A 20834-nucleotide genomic window follows, 5' to 3' on the forward strand; every position below is an offset into this window, starting at 1 on the left:
TGCGCTGCGGTGTCAGCGATCGCCGCTACCGTATACAGCGGAAGTAGGTGACCTGTGGCCGACCCGGACGGAGCAGACATGCAGGACTTCGATCTGGATTCGAGCGTGAACCGCGACTGGGCGGAGTTCCAGCGGCGCCTCGCGGACTATCTGGCGGCGATGCAGGACGAGGACCTACTGGTGCTCGAATCGGGATTCGAGGAACTCGACGAATCCCAGGGGCTGATGCCGTGCATCCAGTTCGTGGTGTGGGACGGCGACACAGTGCGCTGCGAGGTGCCGTCGAACCACTACCTGCACCCCGACCGCGCGCTGACCGAGGCCGAGCAGACGTACCTCACCGAGCTGGGCTGGAACCGTCCGACCCGCGGCCCAGACGACGACCCGGACGACGGCTCCCCCGCGTTCTACGTGGACAAGAAGCTGTCGTGGTCAGATCAGCTGGCCGCGATGGCGGTGGCCGCGTTCCGCGACGTCTGGGGAATCACGCATCCCGCGTTCCTGAGTACCGAGACGTCGAGCACCGATCCCGAGGCCACGTTCGACCCGATTGCGGTGCGGCCGCCGCTGGTCGCGCAACTCGACCCCGCGGCCGCCGTGGTCCCGCGGGACGTCGAGCACCTGCACGAACTGATCACGCTCTCGCTGGTGCCGATGCTCGGGCTGCTGCCCGAACGCGACCCGGACGGCGACGTCCCGATCCGGATGGGCAACACCATCCTGTTCGTCGGGCCGCTCGCCGACACCGTCGACGTGCAACTGTTCGCGCCGCTGGTGCACGACATCAGCGACCGCACCCGGGCGGCCGAGGTCACCGCCGACCTCAACCGCACCTGGTCACGGATCAAGTTCGTGCTGGTCGACGACCGTTTGTCGGCGTTCCTGGAGGTGTCGGGCAACCCGTTCGTCCCGCAGCACCTTACGGACAGCTGCAAGTCGTTCGCCGATTTCCTGCGCACCGTCGACAGCGACTTCGCGGCGCGGTTCGGCGGCGAACTGTTCTTCAACCGGGACTCCGGCCCCGACGAGGAACCCGAACCTGTGTCGGCACCCCACACCGGGAACGGGACGTCGACGACCGATCTGCCGAAGGAACTCCAGACGCTGTTCCATCTCGATCCCGGGTGCGGTGGCGACACCGATCCGGCCGTCGTCGCCGACGTGTGCGGTCACGACCGCGACCGGATCCTCGCCCTCCTCGACACCGGCACCGCGTGGGTGTCCCGTCTGCGTGACACGGACGACGCGTCGGTGGAGCACTGGGAGCGCGTCGTCCGCACCCTGCGCAACGCCCTCCGGACCGTCGTACTGCCGCCGACGGAGAACGCTCCCGACACCAAGCCGCGGCCCGAGCAGATGGGACTGTTCAACAACCCCGAGGAGCAGACGCTGTTCGACGATCCGTCGTCCTAGAAGCGACCGTTTCGACGATCGGTCCGGGTTTCCCGGGATATGGCGTACTGTCGGCTCTATCGGAGCCGTCCAGGTTCCGCATTCAGGGATGGTCCATGGCTGACRAATCGCCCCGCAATTCCATGTCGAAGAAATCCGGCAAGTCGCTGAAGGAGAAGCGCGCCGACAAGAAGATGAAGACGAACGGACAGAGCGATCCGGAAATCGTCACGCACGTCAAGAAGCGCTAGCGCCCGTGCGCCTTTCTGGTAGCTGCAGCAACCACAAAGGCGCACAAGCCTGCCCGCTCTACCCACTTCCCACGCTCGACGGCAACACGGAAGTCACCATTCCCACGACCGCCAGACCAGGCTCCACCGCACCGTGCAAGCATCTGGGGGCCTTATGCTTCGGTAGGCAGCGGCAGCTGTCGACGGTTTCGCGCTCGGCTGAGGCCCCTGAAACGCGGTAGTGCCGCCACTTCGCAGCAATCCCATCCGTAACCCACAAAAATGCGCACAGGCGCACACTAAAAGCGTGCATACCGGTGGTCTGCCCACCACAGCCAGTGGTCGAGCAGACGCAGAAGGAGTCACGATGAATCTGAAAACGAGTGCGGCGCGTGCCCTGGTCGCCGGTGCGCTGGGCTTCACCACGCTGGGACTCGGCGCCGTTCCGGCAAATGCTGATCCGTGGCCACCGCCGCTACCCGGCATCTCGGTACCCGACTTGGGTCCACCGCCCGGACAACCGGCGAAGCAGCCATTCTTCCCACCGCCGGGACAGTTGGGCCAACTGCCATTCTTCCCACCGCCGGGACAGTTGGGCCAGCTACCCTTCGTGCCGCCGCCCGGACTCTGGGACAAGCCGTGGAAATGGGTTCGTTGACGCTGATCGTCATGGCGGACATGCTGACTGGTCGCACCGACGTGTTTTCAACGGTCAGGGTTCGCCCGGGGCCAGGCGCCGTACGTGCATCGGATGCATCGCGGCGCGTCGGCCGCGGGTCGGGCTGACGACGAGCGTGACGACGGTGTCCCTCACCTCCCGGTGCTGCTCGGTGACGGCGCCTACGATCGCGCGACGGCGAACCGTTGTGGACGATCCCGGATCTCGTGTCGACGCCGCGGGTCACGCCGGAGTCGTACGGCCCGAACACCACGCAGTCGCGGTCATCAGTCCTGCGCGCCGAGCCGCCACAGCGACGTCACTTCCCGCTTGCGGGCGGCGTGCAGCGCATCCGAGCGGTCGGCGACCTTGCCGTGCCGGGGCGCCACGTCCCGCCGCCCGAGAACGGTGAGGCCGGCGTCGTCGATCAGGGTCAGCAATTCCTCGCGGGTTCGCAGTCCGAGGTGCTCGGCGATGTCGGACAGGATGAGCCAGCCCTCTCCCCCGGGTTCGAGGTGCTCGGCCAGGCCGGCGAGGAATCCGCGGAGCATCCGGCTGTCCGGGTCGTAGATCGCGTACTCGATGGGCGAGGTGGGCCGGGCCGGGATCCACGGCGGGTTGCACACGACCAACGGCGCCCGGCCGTCGGGGAACAGATCCGTTTCCACGACCTGCACCCGACCGGCGTAGTCGAGCCGGTCCAGATTCGCCCGCGCGCATGCCAGCGCGTTCGCGTCGAGTTCGGTCGCGATCACCTTCTCGACACCGCGGTGCGCAAGGACGGCCGCCAGCACGCCGGTGCCGGTGCCGATGTCGAACGCTGTCGCGAGCGAAGGCAGCGGGGTATCGGCGACGAGGTCGACGTATTCGCCGCGAATCGGTGAGAACACGCCGTAGCCGGGGTGGATGCGCGCACCGAGGGCGGGGATCTCGACGCCCTTTTTCTGCCACTCGTGGGCGCCGATCGCGCCGAGCAGATCCCGCAGCGTGGTGACCGTCGGCTGGTCGGTCGGTCCGTATGCCGCGAGCACCGCCTGCCGCACGTCGGGGGCGCGGCGCAACGGAACGGTCTGGTCGGCGTCGAACGGCACCAGCAGCATCCCGAGGATGCCTGCCCGCCGCGACTGTGTCTGCCGGTGCAGATGGAACGCGGTGGCCGGGTCCGTGGACGTCTTGCGGGCCTTGCGGTCGGTGCGGGCGGCGACGGCCGTGCCGAGCTGGCGGGCGTTGTGGAAATCACCGCGCCACAGCAGCGCCGTCCCCTCGCACGCCAGACGGTAGGCCTCGTCGGCGGTCATCGAGTCGTCGGCGACCCTGATCTTCTTCGGGGGCGCCGCCCCGCTGGTGGACCGCCACACCGCCGAATGCTCGGTGCCGTCCTCGGTCCAGCGGACGAACTCGGTTTCCATGAGGGAGAGCCTAGGCCTACGGCCCGTGAGTGGTTAACGAGTGCAGGGACTCCTTAACCACTCACGGGCGGCGGAGCCGCCCTACGGGAGTGCGCGGACCGCCGCCCGGCGGAGCTTGCCGACTTCGGTGCGTGGGAGGTCGGGCCGGAAGTCGACGACCTTCGGCGCCGCGTAGGGCCCGACGCGCTGCGCGACGAGTTGCTTCAGTTGCGTGACGAGGTCGCTGTCGTCACCCGGGGTGTCCGCGCGGACGACGACCGCCCGGACCACTCCGCCGCGGACCGGATCTTCGTACGCGACTGCCGCCGCGTCCGCGACCGCCGGGTGCTGCAGCAGCGCGTTCTCGACCTCCACCGGGCTGATGTTGTGTCCCGACGCGATGATCATGTCGTCGTCCCGGCCCAGTATCTGCCACCGCCCTTCGGAGTCTGTGACGGCGCGGTCCTCGGTGAGGAACACGTCGCCGCGCCAGCGGTCGGCCCACAGTTCGGGGGCGTTCTCGTACCCGCTGGACATCTGGTGGCGGGGCTGCCGTACCGCGATCAATCCCGGCAGGCCCTCGGCCACCGGTTCGCCGTCCCGGTCGGCGAGGAAGGTGTCGAAACCCGGGATCCCGGCGGACATCCAGCCGGGAACGGACCGCGTTTCGGTGCCCTGGGTGTCGCCGAGCAGCATGCCGACCTCGGACAGTCCGTATCCGTTGCGCACGGCGGGTGCACCGGTGCCGGCCCAGTCTGCGGCGACCGCTGCGGTCAGCGGTTCACCGGCAGCGGCGACGGTGCGGAGCGACGCCGGTACCCCTTCCTGCGCGAACGTCGCCGTCAGTCGCCGCAGTGCGGCAGGCGCGGTGGTGAGGATCGTCGCCTTCTCCTCCCTGATGACGCGATGCCAGGCCTCGGGGACGAACTTGCCCGAGTACATGACCCGCGGCACGCCCAGCGCCATGACGGCGGCGCCGGTGCTGAACAGTCCGAACGCCCACGCCGGGTCCGAGGTGGAGAAGACGATGCTGTCGCGGGTGGCCCCGAGAACGGTCTTCGCGTAGGGCATGACCGAGACGAACGTGGCGTGGGTCATGGTGCACGCCTTCGGTGTTCCGGATGTTCCGCTGGTGAACAGCAGGGTGGCGGTGTCGCCCAGTGCGGTCTTCTCGAGCGGACCGTCGGCGGCGGCCAGGTCGACCTCGGTCCAGAACGACTTGTCGGTCCCGCCGGCCGCGCCGTCTCCGACGACGAACACGGCCGGGTCGAGTCCGTGGGTCGCCTGCGCCTCCGCGAGCGCCGGCCGGTACCGCCGATCGACCACGATCGCGCGGACTCCTGCCGCGTCGAGCCGAAGACCGATCGCATCCGGGGCGAAACCGCCGAACAACGGCACGTACACCAGCCCGGATCGCCATACCGCCAGCGCGGTGATCCAACTCTCGACCTGTCGGGACAGCAGTCCGCCGACGCGGTCTCCCCGCTTCAGGCCCGCTCGGGCGAACACCCGTGCCGCCTTGGCGGCGAGACGGTCGAGTTCGAAGTACGTCCAGCGGTCGGCCGACCCGTCTTCGTGCCGGACGGTCAGCGCCACCCGATTCGGGTCGGCGGTGTAGCGGGTGCAGATCTCGTGTGCCGTGTTGAAGTCGCCGCCGAACGGGTCGCGGTCCAGCAGGGATTCGATGTCCTGCCAGGCAGCGGCGAGTGCGGGCGACGCGGGTCCGTCGAGAGACATCAGTGGTTCACCTTTGCAGTTTTCGTCAGGGTCAGAACGAGGACGGTGATCGCGCACGCCGCGGCGATGTATGCGGCCAGTGCCCACGCACCGTCCGTCTCGGCCGCGATCGCCACCGCGATGAACRGTGCCGGCGCGCTGAACACGACGCCGCCGAACTGATAGGCGACGGACGCGCCCGTGTACCGGACCTCGGCAGGGAACAGACCGGTGACGTATCCGGCGACCGCGGAGTAGGTGACGGCGTGGCCGATGGTGATGATCAGAATCATCGCCAGCAGCACCGCGGCACCCGTGCCGGTGGACAGCAACCAGAAGAACGGGTACGCGATCGCGGCCATGTAGACGGAGCCGTAGATCAGCATCTTCCGAGTCCCGATCCGGTCCGCGATCATCGACGCGTAGGGCACGGACACGATGTCGAGGACGCACGCGACGAGGATGCTGAGCAGAATCGTCTGCCGCGAGATGCCGAGTTCCTTCGGGCCGTACGACAGCACGAAGACGGTGACGAGGTAGAAGGGCACGAGTGAGGCGGCCTGGGTGAGTATGCCGACGCCGAGTGCGCGCTTCTCACCCCGCAGCACCGCGAGGATCGGGAAGTCGGCAATCTTCTTGTCGCGCTTGACGTTCTCGAATTCCGGCGATTCGACGACCTTCAACCGCACGTACATGCCGACCGCGACCAGCCCGGCGCTGGCCAGGAACGGAAGCCGCCAACCCCACGCCTGCACCTGGTCCTCCGGAAGCTGCTCGACGAGGAGAAACGCGAGTGTGGCGAGCACGAGTCCGGCGGGAACGCCGGCTTGCGGCCAGCTGCCGTAGAACGCGCGTTTCTCGCGCGGTGCGTGTTCGACCGCCATCAGTACCGCGCCGCCCCATTCTCCGCCGACCGCGAAGCCCTGGGCAAGGCGCGCGAGGACGAGCAGCACGGGCGCCGCGAGACCGATGGCGCCGTAGGTGGGGATCAGACCGATGGCGACGGTCGACGACCCCATCAGCACCAGGGAGAACACCAGCATCTTCTTGCGGCCGATGCGGTCTCCGAAGTGCCCGAAGACGATGGCTCCGGCGGGACGGGACACGAACGCGACGCCGAACGTCGCGAACGCGGCGAGTGTCCCCGACAGCGGACTGAGTGACGGGAAGAACGCCTTCCCGAAGATCAGGGCGGCCGCGGTCCCGAAGATGAAGAAGTCGTACCACTCGATCGCGGTTCCGACGAAGGACGCGAACGCGACCTTCCGGGGTTCGACCCGGGTGACCTCCAGGTCGTCGATGACTCTCATATCGAATCTCCCATCGCTGCTGATGTCGGGCGGTGCGGTTGCCTGTCGGCCCGGTGCCACCGCGGTTGTGATCGAGCGGTCGGGCCTCGTCCGGAGTTCGCCGATCGGACCTCGCGTCCGCGACGTCGCCCCGTGTGGCCGCAGTCACAGGTTTAACACAGCCGCCGCGTCGACCGCAAGCATTTTTGTACCGATTGATCCAGCCTCAAGGCATTCGCGTTAGTCGATCATTAAGTGCGTTTACATCAAATTTCTCGACGGCTCTGGACTATTTTTGGATCGGTCAGTACATTTCTGGCATGAACGAGAACGACAACGAAGATCTCCGCGTCGCACTGGTGTCCGGCGGCTCCCGCGGCATCGGGGCCGCCGTCACCATCGGCCTGACCCAGCGCGGCTGCCGGGTGGGTTGCACGTACCGAACCGGCCGTGACGAAGCCGAGAAGCTCACCGCGAACGCCCCTGAACAGGTACTACCGATCCACTTCGACCTGCACGACGACACCACGGCGACCTCCGCGGTGGAGCACGTCGTCTCCCATTGGGGACGCCTCGATTCGCTGATCCTGAATGCGGGTCAGTGGTCGGGCGGACGGCTCAACGCGACGAAACCGGACGCCTGGTGGAGCGTGATCGAGACGAACCTCCGCGGCACCGTCGCCCTCGCCCGGGCCGCGCTACCCCACCTCGCGAACGGCACGTCACCGAGCATCGTTCTGGTGTCGTCGGTCGTCGGCGTGATCGGTCACCCCGGCGACACCGCCTACGCGAGCGCGAAATCGGCGATGGTCGGCTTCGGGCGATCGCTCGCGAAGGAGGTCGCCCGTGACGGCATCCGGGTCAACATCCTGGCCCCCGGCTTCGTCGCCACCGACATGACCGACGCGGTGCCCGCATCCGCGCGCAGGCGCATCGAACAGGACACCGTCCTGGGCCGATTCGGCACCGTCGACGAAATCGCCAAGGCCGCAGTCTTCCTCAGCGAAGACGCCACGTTCTGCACCGGCTCCGTTCTCACCGTCGACGGAGGCTGGGCGCTGTGACACACCACGACTGTGACGACCCACAACGAAGGGAAGAAACACCATGACCGCGACACTCACGCATTCGGCCGGAATTCCGGAGTCGGAGTACCTGACCCTCCGGGACCGCATCTTCGAAGCGATCTGGTCCGAACTCGATCCGCTGGAACAGCTGATCGAGGACGACGAGCAGGTTCCGCACGACATCGTCATGCCGATCCTCACCCGGATCGGCGCGCTCGGCCTGCTGGTCCCCCGCGAGTACGGCGGCAGCGGACTCTCGATCGCCCAGTACCTGCCGATCATCGCCGAGTTCGCCAAGGTGCAGGGCGGCCTGCGGGTCATCGTGCACGTGCACAACTCGTTCGCCCACGCGCTCTCCGAAATCGGGAACGAGCAGCAGAAGGCGGCGGTGCTTCCGGGCGCGGCGACGGGCCGGAATTCGGTCGCGTTCGCGCTCACGGAGCCGGGATTCGGGACCGGAGCCGACCTCGGCTCGACCGCGGTACGAGACGGCGACGACTACGTCATCACCGGCGAGAAATGGTTGATCACCAACTCGGACATCGCGTCTCACTTCATCGTGTTCGCGAAGACGACCGACCGCGAAGTCTCCGCGTTCCTCGTTCCCCGCGACACCGAAGGCCTGTCGATCGCGGCACTGCCCGAGACGATGGGCTGCAAGGGCACCGAGCACGGACACGTCACCCTCGACTCCGTCCGGGTTCCCGCCACCGCACTCGTCGGCGCCGAGGGGCAGGGCAACGAGCATCTCGAACGCGCCCTGGAGATCAGCCGGGTCTTCATCGCGGCAAGTTCGCTCGGTACCTCCGAGCGCGCCCTCGAACTGTCGATCGCCCACGCCAAGAGCCGCGTCACGTTCGGCAAGCCGATCGGCACGCGGCAGGCGGTCCAGCGGTACCTGGCGGAGATGGCCACCGACGTCTACGCCCTGCGCGGCATCCTGGCGGACGCGGCGAGGAAGTGGGATGCGGGCGAACGGATTCCGGCCGAGGCCAGTATGTGCAAGCTGTTCGGCCTCGAGGCGGTCGGGCGGGTGACCGACCGGGCGCTGCTCGTCCATGGCGGCATCGGTTACACGCGTGCGCATCCGATCGAGCGCCTGTACCGGGACGCCCGCCTCAACTGGCTCGAGGAGGGCACGCCGACGATCCAGTATCTGGTGGCGGCGGGACGACTGCTCGACGGGTACGCGTTCTCCGACGCATTCGAGACCTCGCGTCGACCCTGACCCGGCCATCCGCCGACCTGCAGCCGGGGCTCGGCTGCGGGTCGGCGCCGCCCTCGAAGGAGATGACAATGACGAACTCAGACCCCACCGTCCTCGTGGCGGGGGCACGAACCCCGTTCGGACGCTTCATGGGATCTGTCGGGTCTCACCGCCGAGGAACTGGGCGGCGACACGATCGGCGGTGCGCTGCAGTCCGGATGTGCCTGTCGGGAATCGACGCGATCACGCCGGCGCACCGAATGATCGCGTGCGGCGACGCGGTCCTGATCGATCACCTCGCGTTCGACGGCCTCCGCGATGCCTTCACCGGGTTGTCGATGGGGGCGCTGACCGAGGCCGGAAATCCCGGGTACGGCATCACGCGGGAGGCTCAGGACGGCTGGGCCGACGGTGCCTGCGCCGTCGTGGTCACGCGGAAGTCGACGGCCGTCCGCCTCGGCGTCCACTCGGATCGGGTGAGGGCGGCATCGGCGCGGCGGCGCTGTGCGGGGCGGCAGCCAGGGGCAGGCCCTGATCGTGCACGTCGCACGCACTCGGATCACAGACCCGGCCGCGCCGAACCCGTGATCCGGGCCGTCTAGACTCACACCTTCGACCGCCGGGAGACAAAGGGGCCCTTCGATGAGCGACAAGTACGACGCCAACCGGGACCGGGTCCTGCAGGTGGCCGCCGAATTGTTCGCGAAATCGGGGTACCACGGCACCGGCATCGCCGACCTGGGCACGGCGGTCGGGCTCGGCCGCGGGGCGCTGTACCACTACATCGGCAGCAAAGAGGCCGTCCTCTACGAGATCAGCAGCAGGCAACTCGCCCAGATGAACACGGTCGCCGACGAACTCGCGCTGTCGGAGGCCGATCCGGAGAAGCGACTGCGCGGCCTCGCCCGGGCGCTGATGCGCAACATCGCCGAACACCGCGCGGAGTGGACGGTCTTCTTCCGCGAGTACCACGCGCTGACGGACGAGCGTCGTGATCGCATCATCGTCGAACGTGAACGCTACGAATCGCATTGGCGGAACGCGTTGGAACAGGGCATTCGCGACGGGCATTTCCGCGTGCTCCCGCGGCTGATGGTGAAGGGCCTGCTGGGCATGTTCAACTACAGCTACCTGTGGATCACCCCCGCGGGCGCGGAGACGCCCGAGGAGATCGCGGACGAGTTCCTCGACGCCGTCATCATCGGGATGCGGGCGTGAGGCGCTCCGCGCCCGTGCGTGGTTAGCGAGTCCCTGCACTCGTTCGCCGCGCACGGGCGGCGCAGCTGCTGACTTGGACCCGCCAAGCCTGGCGCGACTATTCTCGTCGTATGAGCCCGTCCCCGGCCACGCCTGCCCGCTGTTCCATCGCGCGTGCGCTCGAGGTCCTGGGCGACCGGTGGACGCTGCTCATCGTCCGTGACGCGTTCTGGGGTCACAGCCGATTCTCGGAGTTCACGCGCAGTCTCGGTGTGGCGTCCGATGTGCTCACCGCCCGGCTGGCGTTGCTCGTCGACGAGGGAATTCTCGAGCGCCGCGCGTATCGCCAGGCGGGGTCGCGGGAACGTCAGGAGTATGTGCTGACCGAGAAGGGCAGGCAGTTGCATGTCGTGATCGGGGCGCTGGGCCAGTTCGGTCGCGACCACCTGCCGCGTCCGGGGAGCACCTCCCCCGAATACTCGGACGAGACCACCGGCGAGGCCGTGTCCCTGGCCTTTGTCACCGACGACGGCCGACGCGTGTCCGCATCGACTCTGCACGTGCAGCGAGGAGAACCGGCGCCCACGGGCGACTGACGAAGCCGGCCACATCGTGAGAAAACGACGGCTCGACCTCGTCATACCCATGCTAACTTGGAAAATCCAAGCCAGAGAGAGGCAAGAACGCATGTCCCATCAACACGGAGTTCACGCAGTCGAGAATTTCTGGGCCCGGGTGTGGCAGTCACCCCAGGATCCCCACGCGATCGACGAACTCGTGGTCGAAAACTTCGTCATCGTCAGCGGCGGAGAGACGATCCGCGGCCGGGCCGACTTCAAGGAATGGGTGCTGAAGTTCCAGTCCACCGTCGAGGATCTGGAGTTCATCCCCGTCGAAACGTTCCAGAACGCGGACGGCTCCCGCGTCGCGTCGCTGTGGGAGATGACCGGCCGCAATCGCGGATTCATGGGCACCGAACCCGACGGGCAGCCCATCCACCTGATCGGCACCGCCGTGTGGAACGTGCGCGCCGACGGGATGCTCGAATCCAACCGCGTGGAGCGCAATGCCTGGGAGCTGCACCGGCGGCTGACGGCCTAGGCGCTTCGCGCCCGTGCGCCTTTCTGGTTGTGGGAGCAACCAAAAAGGCGCACGGGCGGCGGAGCCGCCTACTTCGCTGCCGCGATCCGGGCCTCGGCGACGGCGTCGGCTGCGGCGCCGGCGAGGATGCCGTCCCGCTTCGCGATGTCGAGGATCTGCACGACGGTGGCGAAGATCTTCTCGACCTGCGCGCGGACGTCGTCGGCGGACGTGCCGAGCCGCTCGCCGGCGACCTGGATGAGTCCGCCGCCGTTGGCGACGTAGTCGGGGACCCACGTGATGCCGCGGTCACCGAGATCGTGCTCGACGATCGGGTGGGCGAGCTGGTTGTTCGCGGCCCCGCAGATCACCTGGGCGGTGATCGCGGCGACGGATTCGTCGGTGAGGGTGGCGCCCATCGCGCAGGGTGCGTAGACGTCGAGTTCCAGGTCGATGACGCTGGAGGCGATCTTCACCTCGGGGAAGTCGCGGGCCACCCGATCGAGTGCGGCTGCGTTGACGTCGGTGGCGACCACCGACGCACCGTCGGCGAGCAGCAGCTTGATCAGCTGGTAGCCGACCTTGCCGATGCCCTCGACCCCGACGACGCGTCCGGCGAGGCTCGGGGTGCCCCACTTCTCCTGCGCGCCGGCGCGCATGCCCTGGAAGACGCCGAGGGCGGTCATCGGGGCGCTGTCACCGGATCCGCCGGCGGACGTGTTGCGTCCGACGACGTACTCGGTGGCGCGGCCCATCACGTCGAGGTCGTCGGAGTTGGTGCCGACGTCACCGGCGGTGATGTAGCGCCCGCCGAGCGTCTGGACGAAGCGGGCGTACGCCTCGAGCAGCGCCTCCGACTTTCCGGTGGCCGGGTCGCCGATGATGACGGCCTTGCCGCCGCCGAGGTCGACTCCGGCGATCGCCGACTTGTAGGTCATGCCCCGCGACAGCCGCAGGACGTCCTTGAGGGCGGCGGCCTCGTCGGCGTAGGGGTAGAACCGGGTGCCGCCGAGCGCCGGTCCGAGGGTGGTGTCGTGGATCGCGACGATCGCCTTGAGTCCGGTGGCGGGGTCCTGGAAGAACGTCACCTGCTCGTGCGCGGTGTCGGTGGGGAAATCGGTCCGTTCGAACACTCCGGCGTTCTGGAGCGGTGCGGTGGCGTGACGTTCCGCGGTGAGAGTCATGTCTTCTCAGGACCTTTCCGAAGGGGTGGCGATGGTGATGGTGGAGGTGTCGACGCCGAGTTCGGCGAGACGCTGGAGGTAGACGGTGACGTTGCGCAGCTTGACGTCCTCGTAGCCCCGGACGAGGTCGGGAGTCGCGGCGATCAGCGTGGCGGTGTCGTAGGTGTCGGCGGTGAGGTCGGCGATCAGGCCGGCGACCGTGGCCTCGTAGTGCGCGAGCAGTTGACGCTCGAGACGACGGACCTTGGCGTAGCCGAACGGGTCGAACGCGGTGCCGCGCAGGAACTTCGCCTTGGCGAGGGTCTTGAGCGCGACGTGGGAGCGGGGGCCGAATCCGATCTTGGTCTTGCGGCCCATGGCCTTGAGGACCGGCGGGTGCAGCTTGTAGGTGAGCTTTCCGGCGCCGGGGACCTCGCCGGCGGCCGCGTCGAGGAAGGCCTGGTCGGTGAGCATCCGGGCCACTTCGTACTCGTCCTTGTAGGCGGTGAGCTTGTGCAGCCCGGCGGCGACGGCCTCGCTGAACTCGGTCCGGCTGCCCAGTGCGCGCTCGGCGTTCCACGCCTGCTGCACCAGGGCGATGTAGCGGGCGGCGACGCGGTCACCCTGGAAGGCGACCAGGTTCGCGGCCCGGCGTTCGGTGAGCTCGCGGGTCGCGCCGTCGAGGGTGGACCCGGCGAACAGGTGGGCCGGGACGACGGTGTCGCTGCGCTGCGGCACGGCGGCCGAGCTGGTGGCGTCGAGGAAGGCCGCCCGGTCGGCGACGGCGACGCGTCCCCAGTGGAACGCGGCCTTGTTGGACTCGACGGCCACCCCGTTGATCTCGAGGGCTTCCTCGATGAACCGGGCGGGGACGGGCAGCCCGCCGGCCTGGTAGGCGGCGCCGACCAGCAGGAAGTTGGCGGCGGCGGTGCTGCCGAACAGCGCGGTGGCGGCGGCGAGGCCGTCGATCGCGGTCAGTTCGCGGGCCGAGACGTCGAGACGCTCGAGCAGCTTGTCCTCGTCCGGGTAGCGGACGGCGGGGTCGTAGACCATGTCGCCGGTCGGGGTCTGGCTCGTCGATGCGACCGTGATGGTGCGGTCGGAGCTGCCGAAGCCGGCGTACTTGGCGTCGGCGGCGGTCAGCAGGTCGAACGCGAGGACGCAGTCGGCGGTCGCGGGGCTGATCCGGTTGGACGGCGCCGAGCTCCCCGCACGCGTCTTCTGGTCGCTCAGCCGCAGGTGCGACGTGACGGGTCCGGCCTTCTGGCTGAGACCGGTCTGGTCGAGTCCCTCGACGTGCAGCCCGGCGCGCAGCGCGGCCATGCCCAGCACCTGGTTGACGGTGACGATGCCGGTACCACCGACACCGGCCATGAACAGGTTGTGGGTTCCGGTCCACACGGCGGGATCGGGGTCGCCGATCTCCGGCGGAACCGGGATCTCGCGCAACGTCTTCGGCGCGCCCTCCTCGGGCAGTTCGACCGTCACGAACGACGGGCAGTCGCCCTCGAGGCAGGAGTAGTCGGTGTTGCAGCTGGTCTGGTCGATCTTGGTCTTGCGGCCGAACTCGGTGTCGACGGGCTGCACGGACAGGCAGTTCGACTTGACGCCGCAGTCGCCGCAGCCCTCGCAGACGGCCTCGTTGATGACGACGCGGGTGCGGCGGGCGGGCAGCTTGCCGCGCTTGCGCTTGCGGCGGGCCTCGGCGGCGCACTGCTGATCGAAGATGAGGACGGTGACGCCCTCGATGTCGCGCAGGACGCGCTGCGCCTCGTCGAGCCGGGTGCGGTCCCACAGCAGCGTGTTGGCGGCGAAGTGGGCGCCCTTGTGCCGCTTCGGGTCCTCGGCGCAGACGATGATCTGCTTGACGCCCTCGGACGCCAGCTTGTGGGTCAGCTGCGGCACGGTCAGCCCGGCCTCGGCGTCCTGGGCGCCGGTCATCGCGACGGCGGAGTTGTAGAGCACCTTGTACGTGATGTTGACGCCGGCCGCGACGCACGCCTGCACGGCGAGCTGGCCGGAGTGGAAGTAGGTGCCGTCGCCGACGTTCTGGAACATGTGCTTGACGTCGCTGAACGGGGCCTGCCCGATCCACTGCGCGCCCTCGCCGCCCATCTGGGTGAGCATCGTGACGGCACTGTCGGTGCGGCCGGACATGGTGACCAGGGTGTGGCAGCCGATGCCGCCGCCCGCGATCGATCCCTCGGGCACCGCGGTGGAGCGGTTGTGCGGGCAGCCGGAGCAGAAGTACGGGGTGCGCGACGTCGGGAGGACGGTCAGTTCGAGGCGCGGCGGCGGGGCCGGGGTCAGCGCGACCCGGTCCTTCAGGACGCGGCGCAGCGGTCCGGTGAGCCGGGCGGCGGTCAGTTCGCCGTCGACGGGGATCAGGTTCTTGCCCTGCGCGTTCTTCTTGCCCAGCACGGCGGGTGCACTGGCGCCGCCGTACAGGATGTCCTTGAGCTGGGACTCGACGAACGGCATCTTCTCCTCGACGACGAGGACCTGCTCGACGCCGTCGGCGAGTTCTCGAACCTTGTCGGCGCCCAGCGGGTAGGGCATGCCGACCCGGAGGATGCGGATGCCGGCGTCCTCGAGCTGGGAGTCGCCGAGCCCGAGGTCGAGCAGGGCCTGGCGCAGCGAGTCGTACGCGGTGCCGACGGCGGCGATGCCCAGCCACGCGGTGCGCGGGTTGACCTCGATCGCGTCGATGTCATTGGCGGCGTTGAACGCCTCGACCATCGCCCAGCGCGGGCCGTAGAGGTCGGCCTCGGCGTAGACGCTGTCGGGCGGGGACGCGAGCACGCGCTGCCGGTACGACCACGGCTTGCCGTTCCACTCGATCTCGGGGAGCACGATGTCGAGGCCGGCGAAGTCGCGGTCGAGGGTCCAGAGTCCGTCGGCGACGTCGGCGACGATCTTCATGCCCGACCAGCAGCCGGAGATCCGCGACAGCGCCACCCCGTAGAGGCCGAACGTGATGACCTCCTCTGCGTTGCGCGGGAAGAAGACGGGCATGCCCATCGCGGCCATGGACCGTTCGCTGGCGCAGGGGATGGTGGAGGACTTGGCGTTGGGGTCGTCGCCCACGAGGACGAGGACGCCGCCGCGCGCGTTGGCGCCGTACATCGCGGCGTGCCGGATGGAGTCGCTGGCGCGGTCGAGGCCGGGACCCTTGCCGTACCAGACGCCGACGACGCCGTCGTGGGTGCGCTCGCCCTGCGGGAGGTCCACCTGGCTGCCCCAGACGGACGTCGCGGCGAGTTCCTCGTTCATGCCGGGCACGAATTTCACGTCGTGGTCGGTGCTCAGCGTGGGGATGGCGGCGATGGTGCGGTCGAGGCCGGCGAGGGGGCTGCCCTGGTAGCCGGAGACGAACGTCGCGACGTTCAGGCCCGCGCGGCGGTCGCGTTCGTGCTGCTCCACCAGCTGGCGGGCGATGGCCTGGACACCGGTCATCAACACCGGACCCGAGTCGGCCCGGTATCGGTCGGCGAGATCAAAGGATGCTGCACTGGTGCGAGCGTCGTCTAGCTGAGTCATTGCGATTCCCGATCCGTCGCGTTGAGCATTTCGTGAGCTTGATCCTGTATCTGCTCTATGATTTGGTCAACGCAAATCGGATCAACTGATCAGTTCACGCAACAGGTGACGGTGGTCACTTCCCGGAGGTACCCAAAGTGCTCAGCATCGACAAGCTCGACGTGCAGTTGCTCGGACTGCTCGGCCAGGACTCACGCATGAGCGTGGCCGAACTCGCCAACTCGCTGGGCGTCGCCCGCAACACGGTGCAGTCCCGGATGAAGCGCATGGAGACCAGCGGGCTGCTCACCGGCTTCCGCCCAAACCTCGACCTCGCCGAGGTCGGCATTCCCATCCAGGCGTTCGTCGGGCTGGAACTCGAACAGGGCAAGCTGACCGCCGTCGGCAACCGTCTCGTCGACCTGCCGGAGGTCATCGAGATCCACGCGACCACCGGCCGGGAGGACCTGCTGGTGCGGGTGGCGACGTCCACGCACGCGGAGCTGCAGAAGTTGCTGGAGAAGATCGCGAACCTGCCCGGCATCACGCATTCGACGACCACCATCGCGCTGACGAGCCCGCTGCCGTACCGGATTCAGCCGCTGCTCGAGCACCTCACCGACGACTCCGGGTGGGGCCGGTCGACGGCACTGCCCCGTTCACACCGCTAGGACCGGTGCAGTAGTTTCAGACCATGAGTGAGAGTCAGGGACGAATCGCGTTCATCCAGGCCACGTGGCACCGCAGCATCGTCGACCGCGCACGCGACGGCTTCACCGACGAGGTGACCACGCTGGGCTATTCGAAGGACGATCTGGACTTCTTCGAGGTGCCGGGCGCGTTCGAGATCCCGCTACACGCACGCCGCCTCGCCCTCACGGGGCGTTACGACGCCGTCGTCGCGGCCGCGCTCGTCGTCGACGGCGGCATCTACCGGCACGAGTTCGTCGCGACCGCGGTGATCGACGGCCTCATGCGGGTGCAACTCGACACGGACGTGCCGGTGTTCTCGGTTGTGCTGACCCCGCACCACTTCCACGAGCACGACGAGCACCTCACCTACTTCGGCGAGCACTTCGTCAAGAAGGGCGCCGAGGCCGCGCGGGCCTGCGTCGCCACCGTCACATCGCTGAAGTCGCTGCCGACCGCGAACTGACGCGCCTCCCGAATCCGCAACGAGAACACCACCGCCGGTACGTACCGGCGGTGGTGTTCTCGTATTTCCGGGGTCGGGTGCGCTACCCGGCGACGAAATGCGACAGAATCGCCTGCACCGCAGCCGGGTCGATCTTTCCCGCATTACCCATCAGGCCGTTCATCAAGCCCATATTCATCTCCGCGATTCCACTCGAATGTCGACAGTCACGCTGGCTGTCGTCGGCGCGAGCGAGATCGTTACGGGGTCGAACTATCCGGCCCTCGCGTGCCGGTGCTGGACGAAGAGGAGCCAGAACACCGGCGCGCCGACGACGGCGAGGATGGTCGCGAACACGCGGAGCCCGACGTTCCCCTCACCGAAGGGGGCGATCATGAGGACGATCGTGCAGACGACGGCGCCGAGCAGTTGCCAGTGCGCGCCGAAGAAGCCCGCGATCATCGCCCATGCGTTGCGGGCGACGATGCGCGCCGGCGACTCGGGCTCGGGTGGGGGCGGCGGGGACGGGGTCACCGCAACCGTCGAGTTACGAGCGGCGGCCACCAGTTTCGGGGCGTGGGCGCCGAGCGGCGGGGTTTCGCCGTCGGGTTCGCACCGGAACAGGGCGATGCCGACGGCGTCCGCGTAGTCGACGGCCTCGTCGGTGTATCCGGGGCCGGAGAAGTACAGCAGTTTCCGGGCGTGGCTGGTTCCGCGGGTGCCGTAGAGGTTCGCGAGATCCGATTTGCCTGCGCTGCCGCCGCGCCACTTCACCTGCGCGTACGCGCGTGACGAGTAGACGTCGATGCCGCCGTCCGTGCCGCCGAGTAGCGCTGTCGCGTCGCCGTAACCGAGCTTCTGCATCTGCTCGGCGGCATTGATTTCAGCTTCAGCCGCCGTGCGTATGCGTGCCATGCCTCACTCCCCCAGATCGAACCAGTCTTTCCCTTCGAAGGTACCCGCAGATCCGGCCAAACCAGCTATCCGCCGGTGAACGTCACACAGTCGTCGTCGGATTGCAACGCACTGCAACCCTTCCCGGCCGCGTGCCGGCGTCGTACCGTTCGGCCCATCAGCAGGTTCACAACGAGGTGAGGGCGGATTCATGAGAGCAGCGCGCTTCCACGGACGACGCGACATCCGGATCGACGACATCCCCGAACCGGAACTACGGCCCGGCGCCGTGAAACTCCGGGTCGGGTGGTGCGGCATCTGCGGCACCGACCTGCACGAGTACCTGGAGGGCCCGATCTTCATCTCCCCGCCGGGACATCCGCATCCGCTGTCGCACGAGAACGCGCCGGTGACGATGGGCCACGAGTTCTCCGGGACGGTGGAGGAGGTCGGTGAGGGCGTCACCGATGTCGCGGTGGGCGACAACGTGGTGGTGGAGCCGTACTTCGTGTGCAACGAGTGCGCGTCCTGCACGGCGGGCAATTATCACCTGTGTACGAAGATGGGGTTCATCGGATTGGCCGGTGGCGGAGGCGGACTCAGTGAGAAGGTGGTGGTCGACCGCCGGTGGGTGCACAAGATCGGCGACATCCCGCTCGACGAGGCGGCCCTGATCGAACCGCTCAGCGTCGCGCATCATGCGGTCGTCCGCAGCGGGGCCGAGGCCGGCGACGTCGCGCTGGTCGGCGGTGCCGGGCCGATCGGACTCCTGGTCGCCGCGGTCCTGAAGGGTCTGGGTGTCACCACGATCGTCACCGAACTCAGTGACGCCCGGAAGCAGAAGGCGCTGTCCAGTGGGGTCGCCGATCACGTCGTCGACCCGTCCTCGGAGGACGTGAAGGCCCGGGTGCTCGAGCTGACCGGCGGCGTCGGCGCCGATCTCGGGTTCGAGTGCGCGGGGGTGAACGCCGTCCTCGACACCATCCTCGACGCCGTCCGTCCCGCGGCCGTGGTGGTGAACGTGTCGATCTGGGGCAAGCCCGCGACGGTCGACATGCAGAAACTCGTCCTCAAGGAGATCGACCTGCGCGGCACCATCGCCTACGTCCGCGACCACGAGGCGGTGATCGAGATGGTCCGCAGCGGGGTGATCGACCTGGCCCCGTTCATCACGGGCCGGATCGAACTCGACAACCTGGTCTCCGAGGGACTCACCACGTTGATCGAGCACAACGACACGGCGGTGAAGATCCTGGTCCGGGCGTGACCGTCAGTCGGGTTCGTCCGTCGACGGCGTCACCGCCCTGGCCTTGAGTGCCAGCCACAACTCCATGCGGTCGTCGGCCTGGTCGAGGTTCCGTCCGGTCAGCGCAGCGATCTTGTCGATCCGGTTCCGGACGGTGTTGCGGTGCACAGAGAGGGCGGCCGCCGCGGGGTCCCATGCCCCGTTGGCGCGCAGCCATTCCTCGAGTGTTCGCTGGAGTTCGACGCGTTCGCGCGGCTCGAGCTGATCGAGGGGTGCGAGGACGGCGGTCGAGAAGCCGCTGAGCACGTCGGCCGAGCCGAGGCGCAGCAGCAACTGGACGGTCTCCCCCTCCTTGGCGTCGACGGCGCGGCCCAGCCGGGCACTGACCGCGACGAGGGACCGCGCCTGCATCGCCGACACGGCCAGCGCGTCCACGGGAACCAGCGCGCCGATCCCGATCGCGCATCCCTCCGCGACCCCGGACAGCAGGTCCGCGAGCCCGGCGGACTCGGGGTGCGCGATCTCGATGTCCCAATTACGCTGCCGCAGGACGGCATCCGGGAGGGCCGAACCGATCCGGACGGTCAGATCGGCCACCGCGTCGGGAGCGGAGCGCACGACAGCGATCTGCAGTGGGTCGCGGGACAGCCCGATGCCGGCGGCGATCTGATGCGCGCGTTCCCGCCGAAGTCCGGGCCGGAGCAACTGCGCCAGCGCCGCCGCCCGCCGCTGCCGCTCGGGTTCGCCGGCCACGTGACGGCGTTCGAGTTCGAGCGACAGGAGCGAGACGAGAACATTGGACGCGTGACGCAGCGCGCTGTCCGCCGACCTCTCGAGCACGACGAACGCGAGCGGGTTCTCGATGCGAACGGGGTGCAGTTCGAGTTCCCGCCGTCCGGCGCCGCCGAACGCCGTCCAGCCCCTGGCGCGGGTGGTGTAGCGACCCACCTGATCCTCAGCGTCCTGCAGGAACGCCGCATCGACCCCGTCGGAGAGTTGGACGACCCCGCCCGACGCGTCCAGCACCGCGCAGAGTGAGCCGCTGACGGAACGCCACGTGTCGAGCAGTCCGCTCAGCGGCGACGGTCCGGCCGCGACCGCCGTGAGCCGATAGCTCAATTCGATGGCGTCCTCGAGCGCACGTTTCTCCTCCTCGGCTATCCGGGAGAAAATCCACTTGGTGATGGCGATGAACGGCACCGAATCGGGGGCGATGAGCAGCGGGACGCCGAATTCACGCGCCGCCTCGACGAGCGGCGCCGGTGGTGCCTGATAGGGCAGCCCGTGCCCCAGCCCCAGGCACAGCGCGGCGACCCCGCCCGCGACGCAGTCCCGGACGTAGTCGCGGCACCCGGACTCGGTCATGGGAAGCATGAGACCGACGGTCATCAGCAACTCCCCGCCCTGCAGCCAATCCCGCGGGCGCGTCAGTTCGGACACGTGCGCTGCGGTGATGGGGTTGTTCACCCCGGCCGTGCCGCTCATCGACGTGAGCCGGAGCGTGGGAGCGGACAGCACGTCCTGGACGGTGATCACCGGCATCCCCTTGTACGAATTGCCCAACCGTAATAGACGAACTGTACATCTCGCCTCTGGTGCCGGAGCGGCGCACTGCGCAGAGTAGTGATCAGAGCCACAGCACCTCCTAGGAGT

At 68.3% G+C, this 20834-nt stretch carries 18 protein-coding genes; 11 read left to right on the forward strand and 7 right to left on the reverse strand.

What is annotated here, in order from left to right:
* The first annotated feature begins 54 nt into the window (after positions 1 to 54).
* Both AC1DWT_RS23560 and AC1DWT_RS23565 read left to right on the forward strand, forming a co-directional pair.
* The gene (locus tag AC1DWT_RS23560; protein WP_083395813.1) at positions 55 to 1413 is read left to right on the forward strand and encodes a T3SS (YopN, CesT) and YbjN peptide-binding chaperone 1; all 1359 of its coding nucleotides are present in this window, start codon (positions 55 to 57) and stop codon (positions 1411 to 1413) included.
* A 576-nt stretch (positions 1414 to 1989) separates the two neighbouring features.
* Complete coding sequence (locus AC1DWT_RS23565) at positions 1990 to 2280, forward strand: hypothetical protein (protein WP_072945903.1); 291 nt, start codon at positions 1990 to 1992, stop codon at positions 2278 to 2280.
* Positions 2281 to 2567: 287 nt separating this feature from the next.
* Here AC1DWT_RS23565 and AC1DWT_RS23570 read toward each other — a convergent pair whose 3' ends face one another.
* From AC1DWT_RS23570 to AC1DWT_RS23580, 3 genes are all read right to left on the reverse strand, one after another.
* Entirely contained in the window at positions 2568 to 3689 is a 1122-nt protein-coding gene (locus tag AC1DWT_RS23570) for a methyltransferase (RefSeq protein WP_206012846.1), read from the reverse strand.
* A gap of 81 nt (positions 3690 to 3770) precedes the next feature.
* Complete coding sequence (locus AC1DWT_RS23575; protein ID WP_206012847.1) at positions 3771 to 5405, reverse strand: AMP-binding protein; 1635 nt, start codon at positions 5403 to 5405, stop codon at positions 3771 to 3773.
* A complete protein-coding gene (locus AC1DWT_RS23580; protein ID WP_477922418.1) occupies positions 5405 to 6694 on the reverse strand; it encodes an MFS transporter in 1290 nt (429 codons plus the stop codon). The genes AC1DWT_RS23575 and AC1DWT_RS23580 overlap by 1 nt, the downstream gene beginning before the upstream one ends.
* Before the next feature lie 299 nt (positions 6695 to 6993).
* Here AC1DWT_RS23580 and AC1DWT_RS23585 point away from each other — a divergent pair, with 299 nt between their 5' ends.
* The 6 genes from AC1DWT_RS23585 (at position 6994) to AC1DWT_RS23610 (ending at position 11245) form a co-directional block, all read left to right on the forward strand.
* Positions 6994 to 7737 carry an SDR family NAD(P)-dependent oxidoreductase gene (locus tag AC1DWT_RS23585; RefSeq protein ID WP_206012849.1) on the forward strand — a complete coding sequence of 248 codons (744 nt, stop codon included), beginning with the start codon at positions 6994 to 6996 and terminating at the stop codon, positions 7735 to 7737.
* Positions 7738 to 7780: 43 nt separating this feature from the next.
* Entirely contained in the window at positions 7781 to 8968 is a 1188-nt protein-coding gene (locus AC1DWT_RS23590; protein WP_072945892.1) for an acyl-CoA dehydrogenase family protein, read from the forward strand.
* Positions 8969 to 9036: 68 nt separating this feature from the next.
* Positions 9037 to 9549, forward strand: coding sequence for an acetyl-CoA C-acetyltransferase (locus AC1DWT_RS23595; protein WP_241031288.1), 513 nt, complete (start codon positions 9037 to 9039; stop codon positions 9547 to 9549).
* A 40-nt stretch (positions 9550 to 9589) separates the two neighbouring features.
* On the forward strand, positions 9590 to 10165 hold the full coding sequence (locus AC1DWT_RS23600; protein ID WP_072945888.1) for a TetR/AcrR family transcriptional regulator: 576 nt from the start codon (positions 9590 to 9592) through the stop codon (positions 10163 to 10165).
* Between the two features lie 110 nt (positions 10166 to 10275).
* The gene (locus tag AC1DWT_RS23605; RefSeq protein ID WP_072945886.1) at positions 10276 to 10740 is read left to right on the forward strand and encodes a winged helix-turn-helix transcriptional regulator; all 465 of its coding nucleotides are present in this window, start codon (positions 10276 to 10278) and stop codon (positions 10738 to 10740) included.
* A 91-nt stretch (positions 10741 to 10831) separates the two neighbouring features.
* Positions 10832 to 11245 carry an ester cyclase gene (locus tag AC1DWT_RS23610; protein WP_095865777.1) on the forward strand — a complete coding sequence of 138 codons (414 nt, stop codon included), beginning with the start codon at positions 10832 to 10834 and terminating at the stop codon, positions 11243 to 11245.
* Positions 11246 to 11313: 68 nt separating this feature from the next.
* Here AC1DWT_RS23610 and AC1DWT_RS23615 read toward each other — a convergent pair whose 3' ends face one another.
* Together AC1DWT_RS23615 and AC1DWT_RS23620 are read right to left on the reverse strand one after the other, a co-directional pair.
* Complete coding sequence (locus tag AC1DWT_RS23615) at positions 11314 to 12408, reverse strand: Glu/Leu/Phe/Val family dehydrogenase (protein WP_206012850.1); 1095 nt, start codon at positions 12406 to 12408, stop codon at positions 11314 to 11316.
* A gap of 6 nt (positions 12409 to 12414) precedes the next feature.
* Entirely contained in the window at positions 12415 to 15927 is a 3513-nt protein-coding gene (locus AC1DWT_RS23620) for an indolepyruvate ferredoxin oxidoreductase family protein (RefSeq protein WP_206012851.1), read from the reverse strand.
* A gap of 137 nt (positions 15928 to 16064) precedes the next feature.
* Here AC1DWT_RS23620 and AC1DWT_RS23625 point away from each other — a divergent pair, with 137 nt between their 5' ends.
* A complete protein-coding gene (locus tag AC1DWT_RS23625; RefSeq protein ID WP_072945874.1) occupies positions 16065 to 16577 on the forward strand; it encodes an Lrp/AsnC family transcriptional regulator in 513 nt (170 codons plus the stop codon).
* A gap of 23 nt (positions 16578 to 16600) precedes the next feature.
* Positions 16601 to 17062 (forward strand): 6,7-dimethyl-8-ribityllumazine synthase, encoded by a 462-nt coding sequence (locus AC1DWT_RS23630; RefSeq protein WP_072945872.1) that lies wholly within the window; start codon positions 16601 to 16603, stop codon positions 17060 to 17062.
* 252 nt (positions 17063 to 17314) lie between these two features.
* On the opposite strand, the gene AC1DWT_RS23635 is transcribed toward AC1DWT_RS23630, so the two are convergent.
* Positions 17315 to 17956: a restriction endonuclease gene (locus AC1DWT_RS23635; protein ID WP_072945870.1), complete on the reverse strand. Its 642-nt coding sequence runs from the start codon at positions 17954 to 17956 to the stop codon at positions 17315 to 17317.
* 190 nt (positions 17957 to 18146) lie between these two features.
* Here AC1DWT_RS23635 and AC1DWT_RS23640 point away from each other — a divergent pair, with 190 nt between their 5' ends.
* Positions 18147 to 19202 carry a 2,3-butanediol dehydrogenase gene (locus tag AC1DWT_RS23640; protein WP_206012852.1) on the forward strand — a complete coding sequence of 352 codons (1056 nt, stop codon included), beginning with the start codon at positions 18147 to 18149 and terminating at the stop codon, positions 19200 to 19202.
* A 3-nt stretch (positions 19203 to 19205) separates the two neighbouring features.
* Here the strand turns inward: AC1DWT_RS23640 and AC1DWT_RS23645 are convergent, their stop codons facing one another.
* Positions 19206 to 20717: a PucR family transcriptional regulator gene (locus AC1DWT_RS23645; RefSeq protein ID WP_206012853.1), complete on the reverse strand. Its 1512-nt coding sequence runs from the start codon at positions 20715 to 20717 to the stop codon at positions 19206 to 19208.
* Between the last annotated feature and the right edge of the window lie 117 nt (positions 20718 to 20834).

The organism is Rhodococcus sp. P4_B6 (assembly GCF_056402215.1).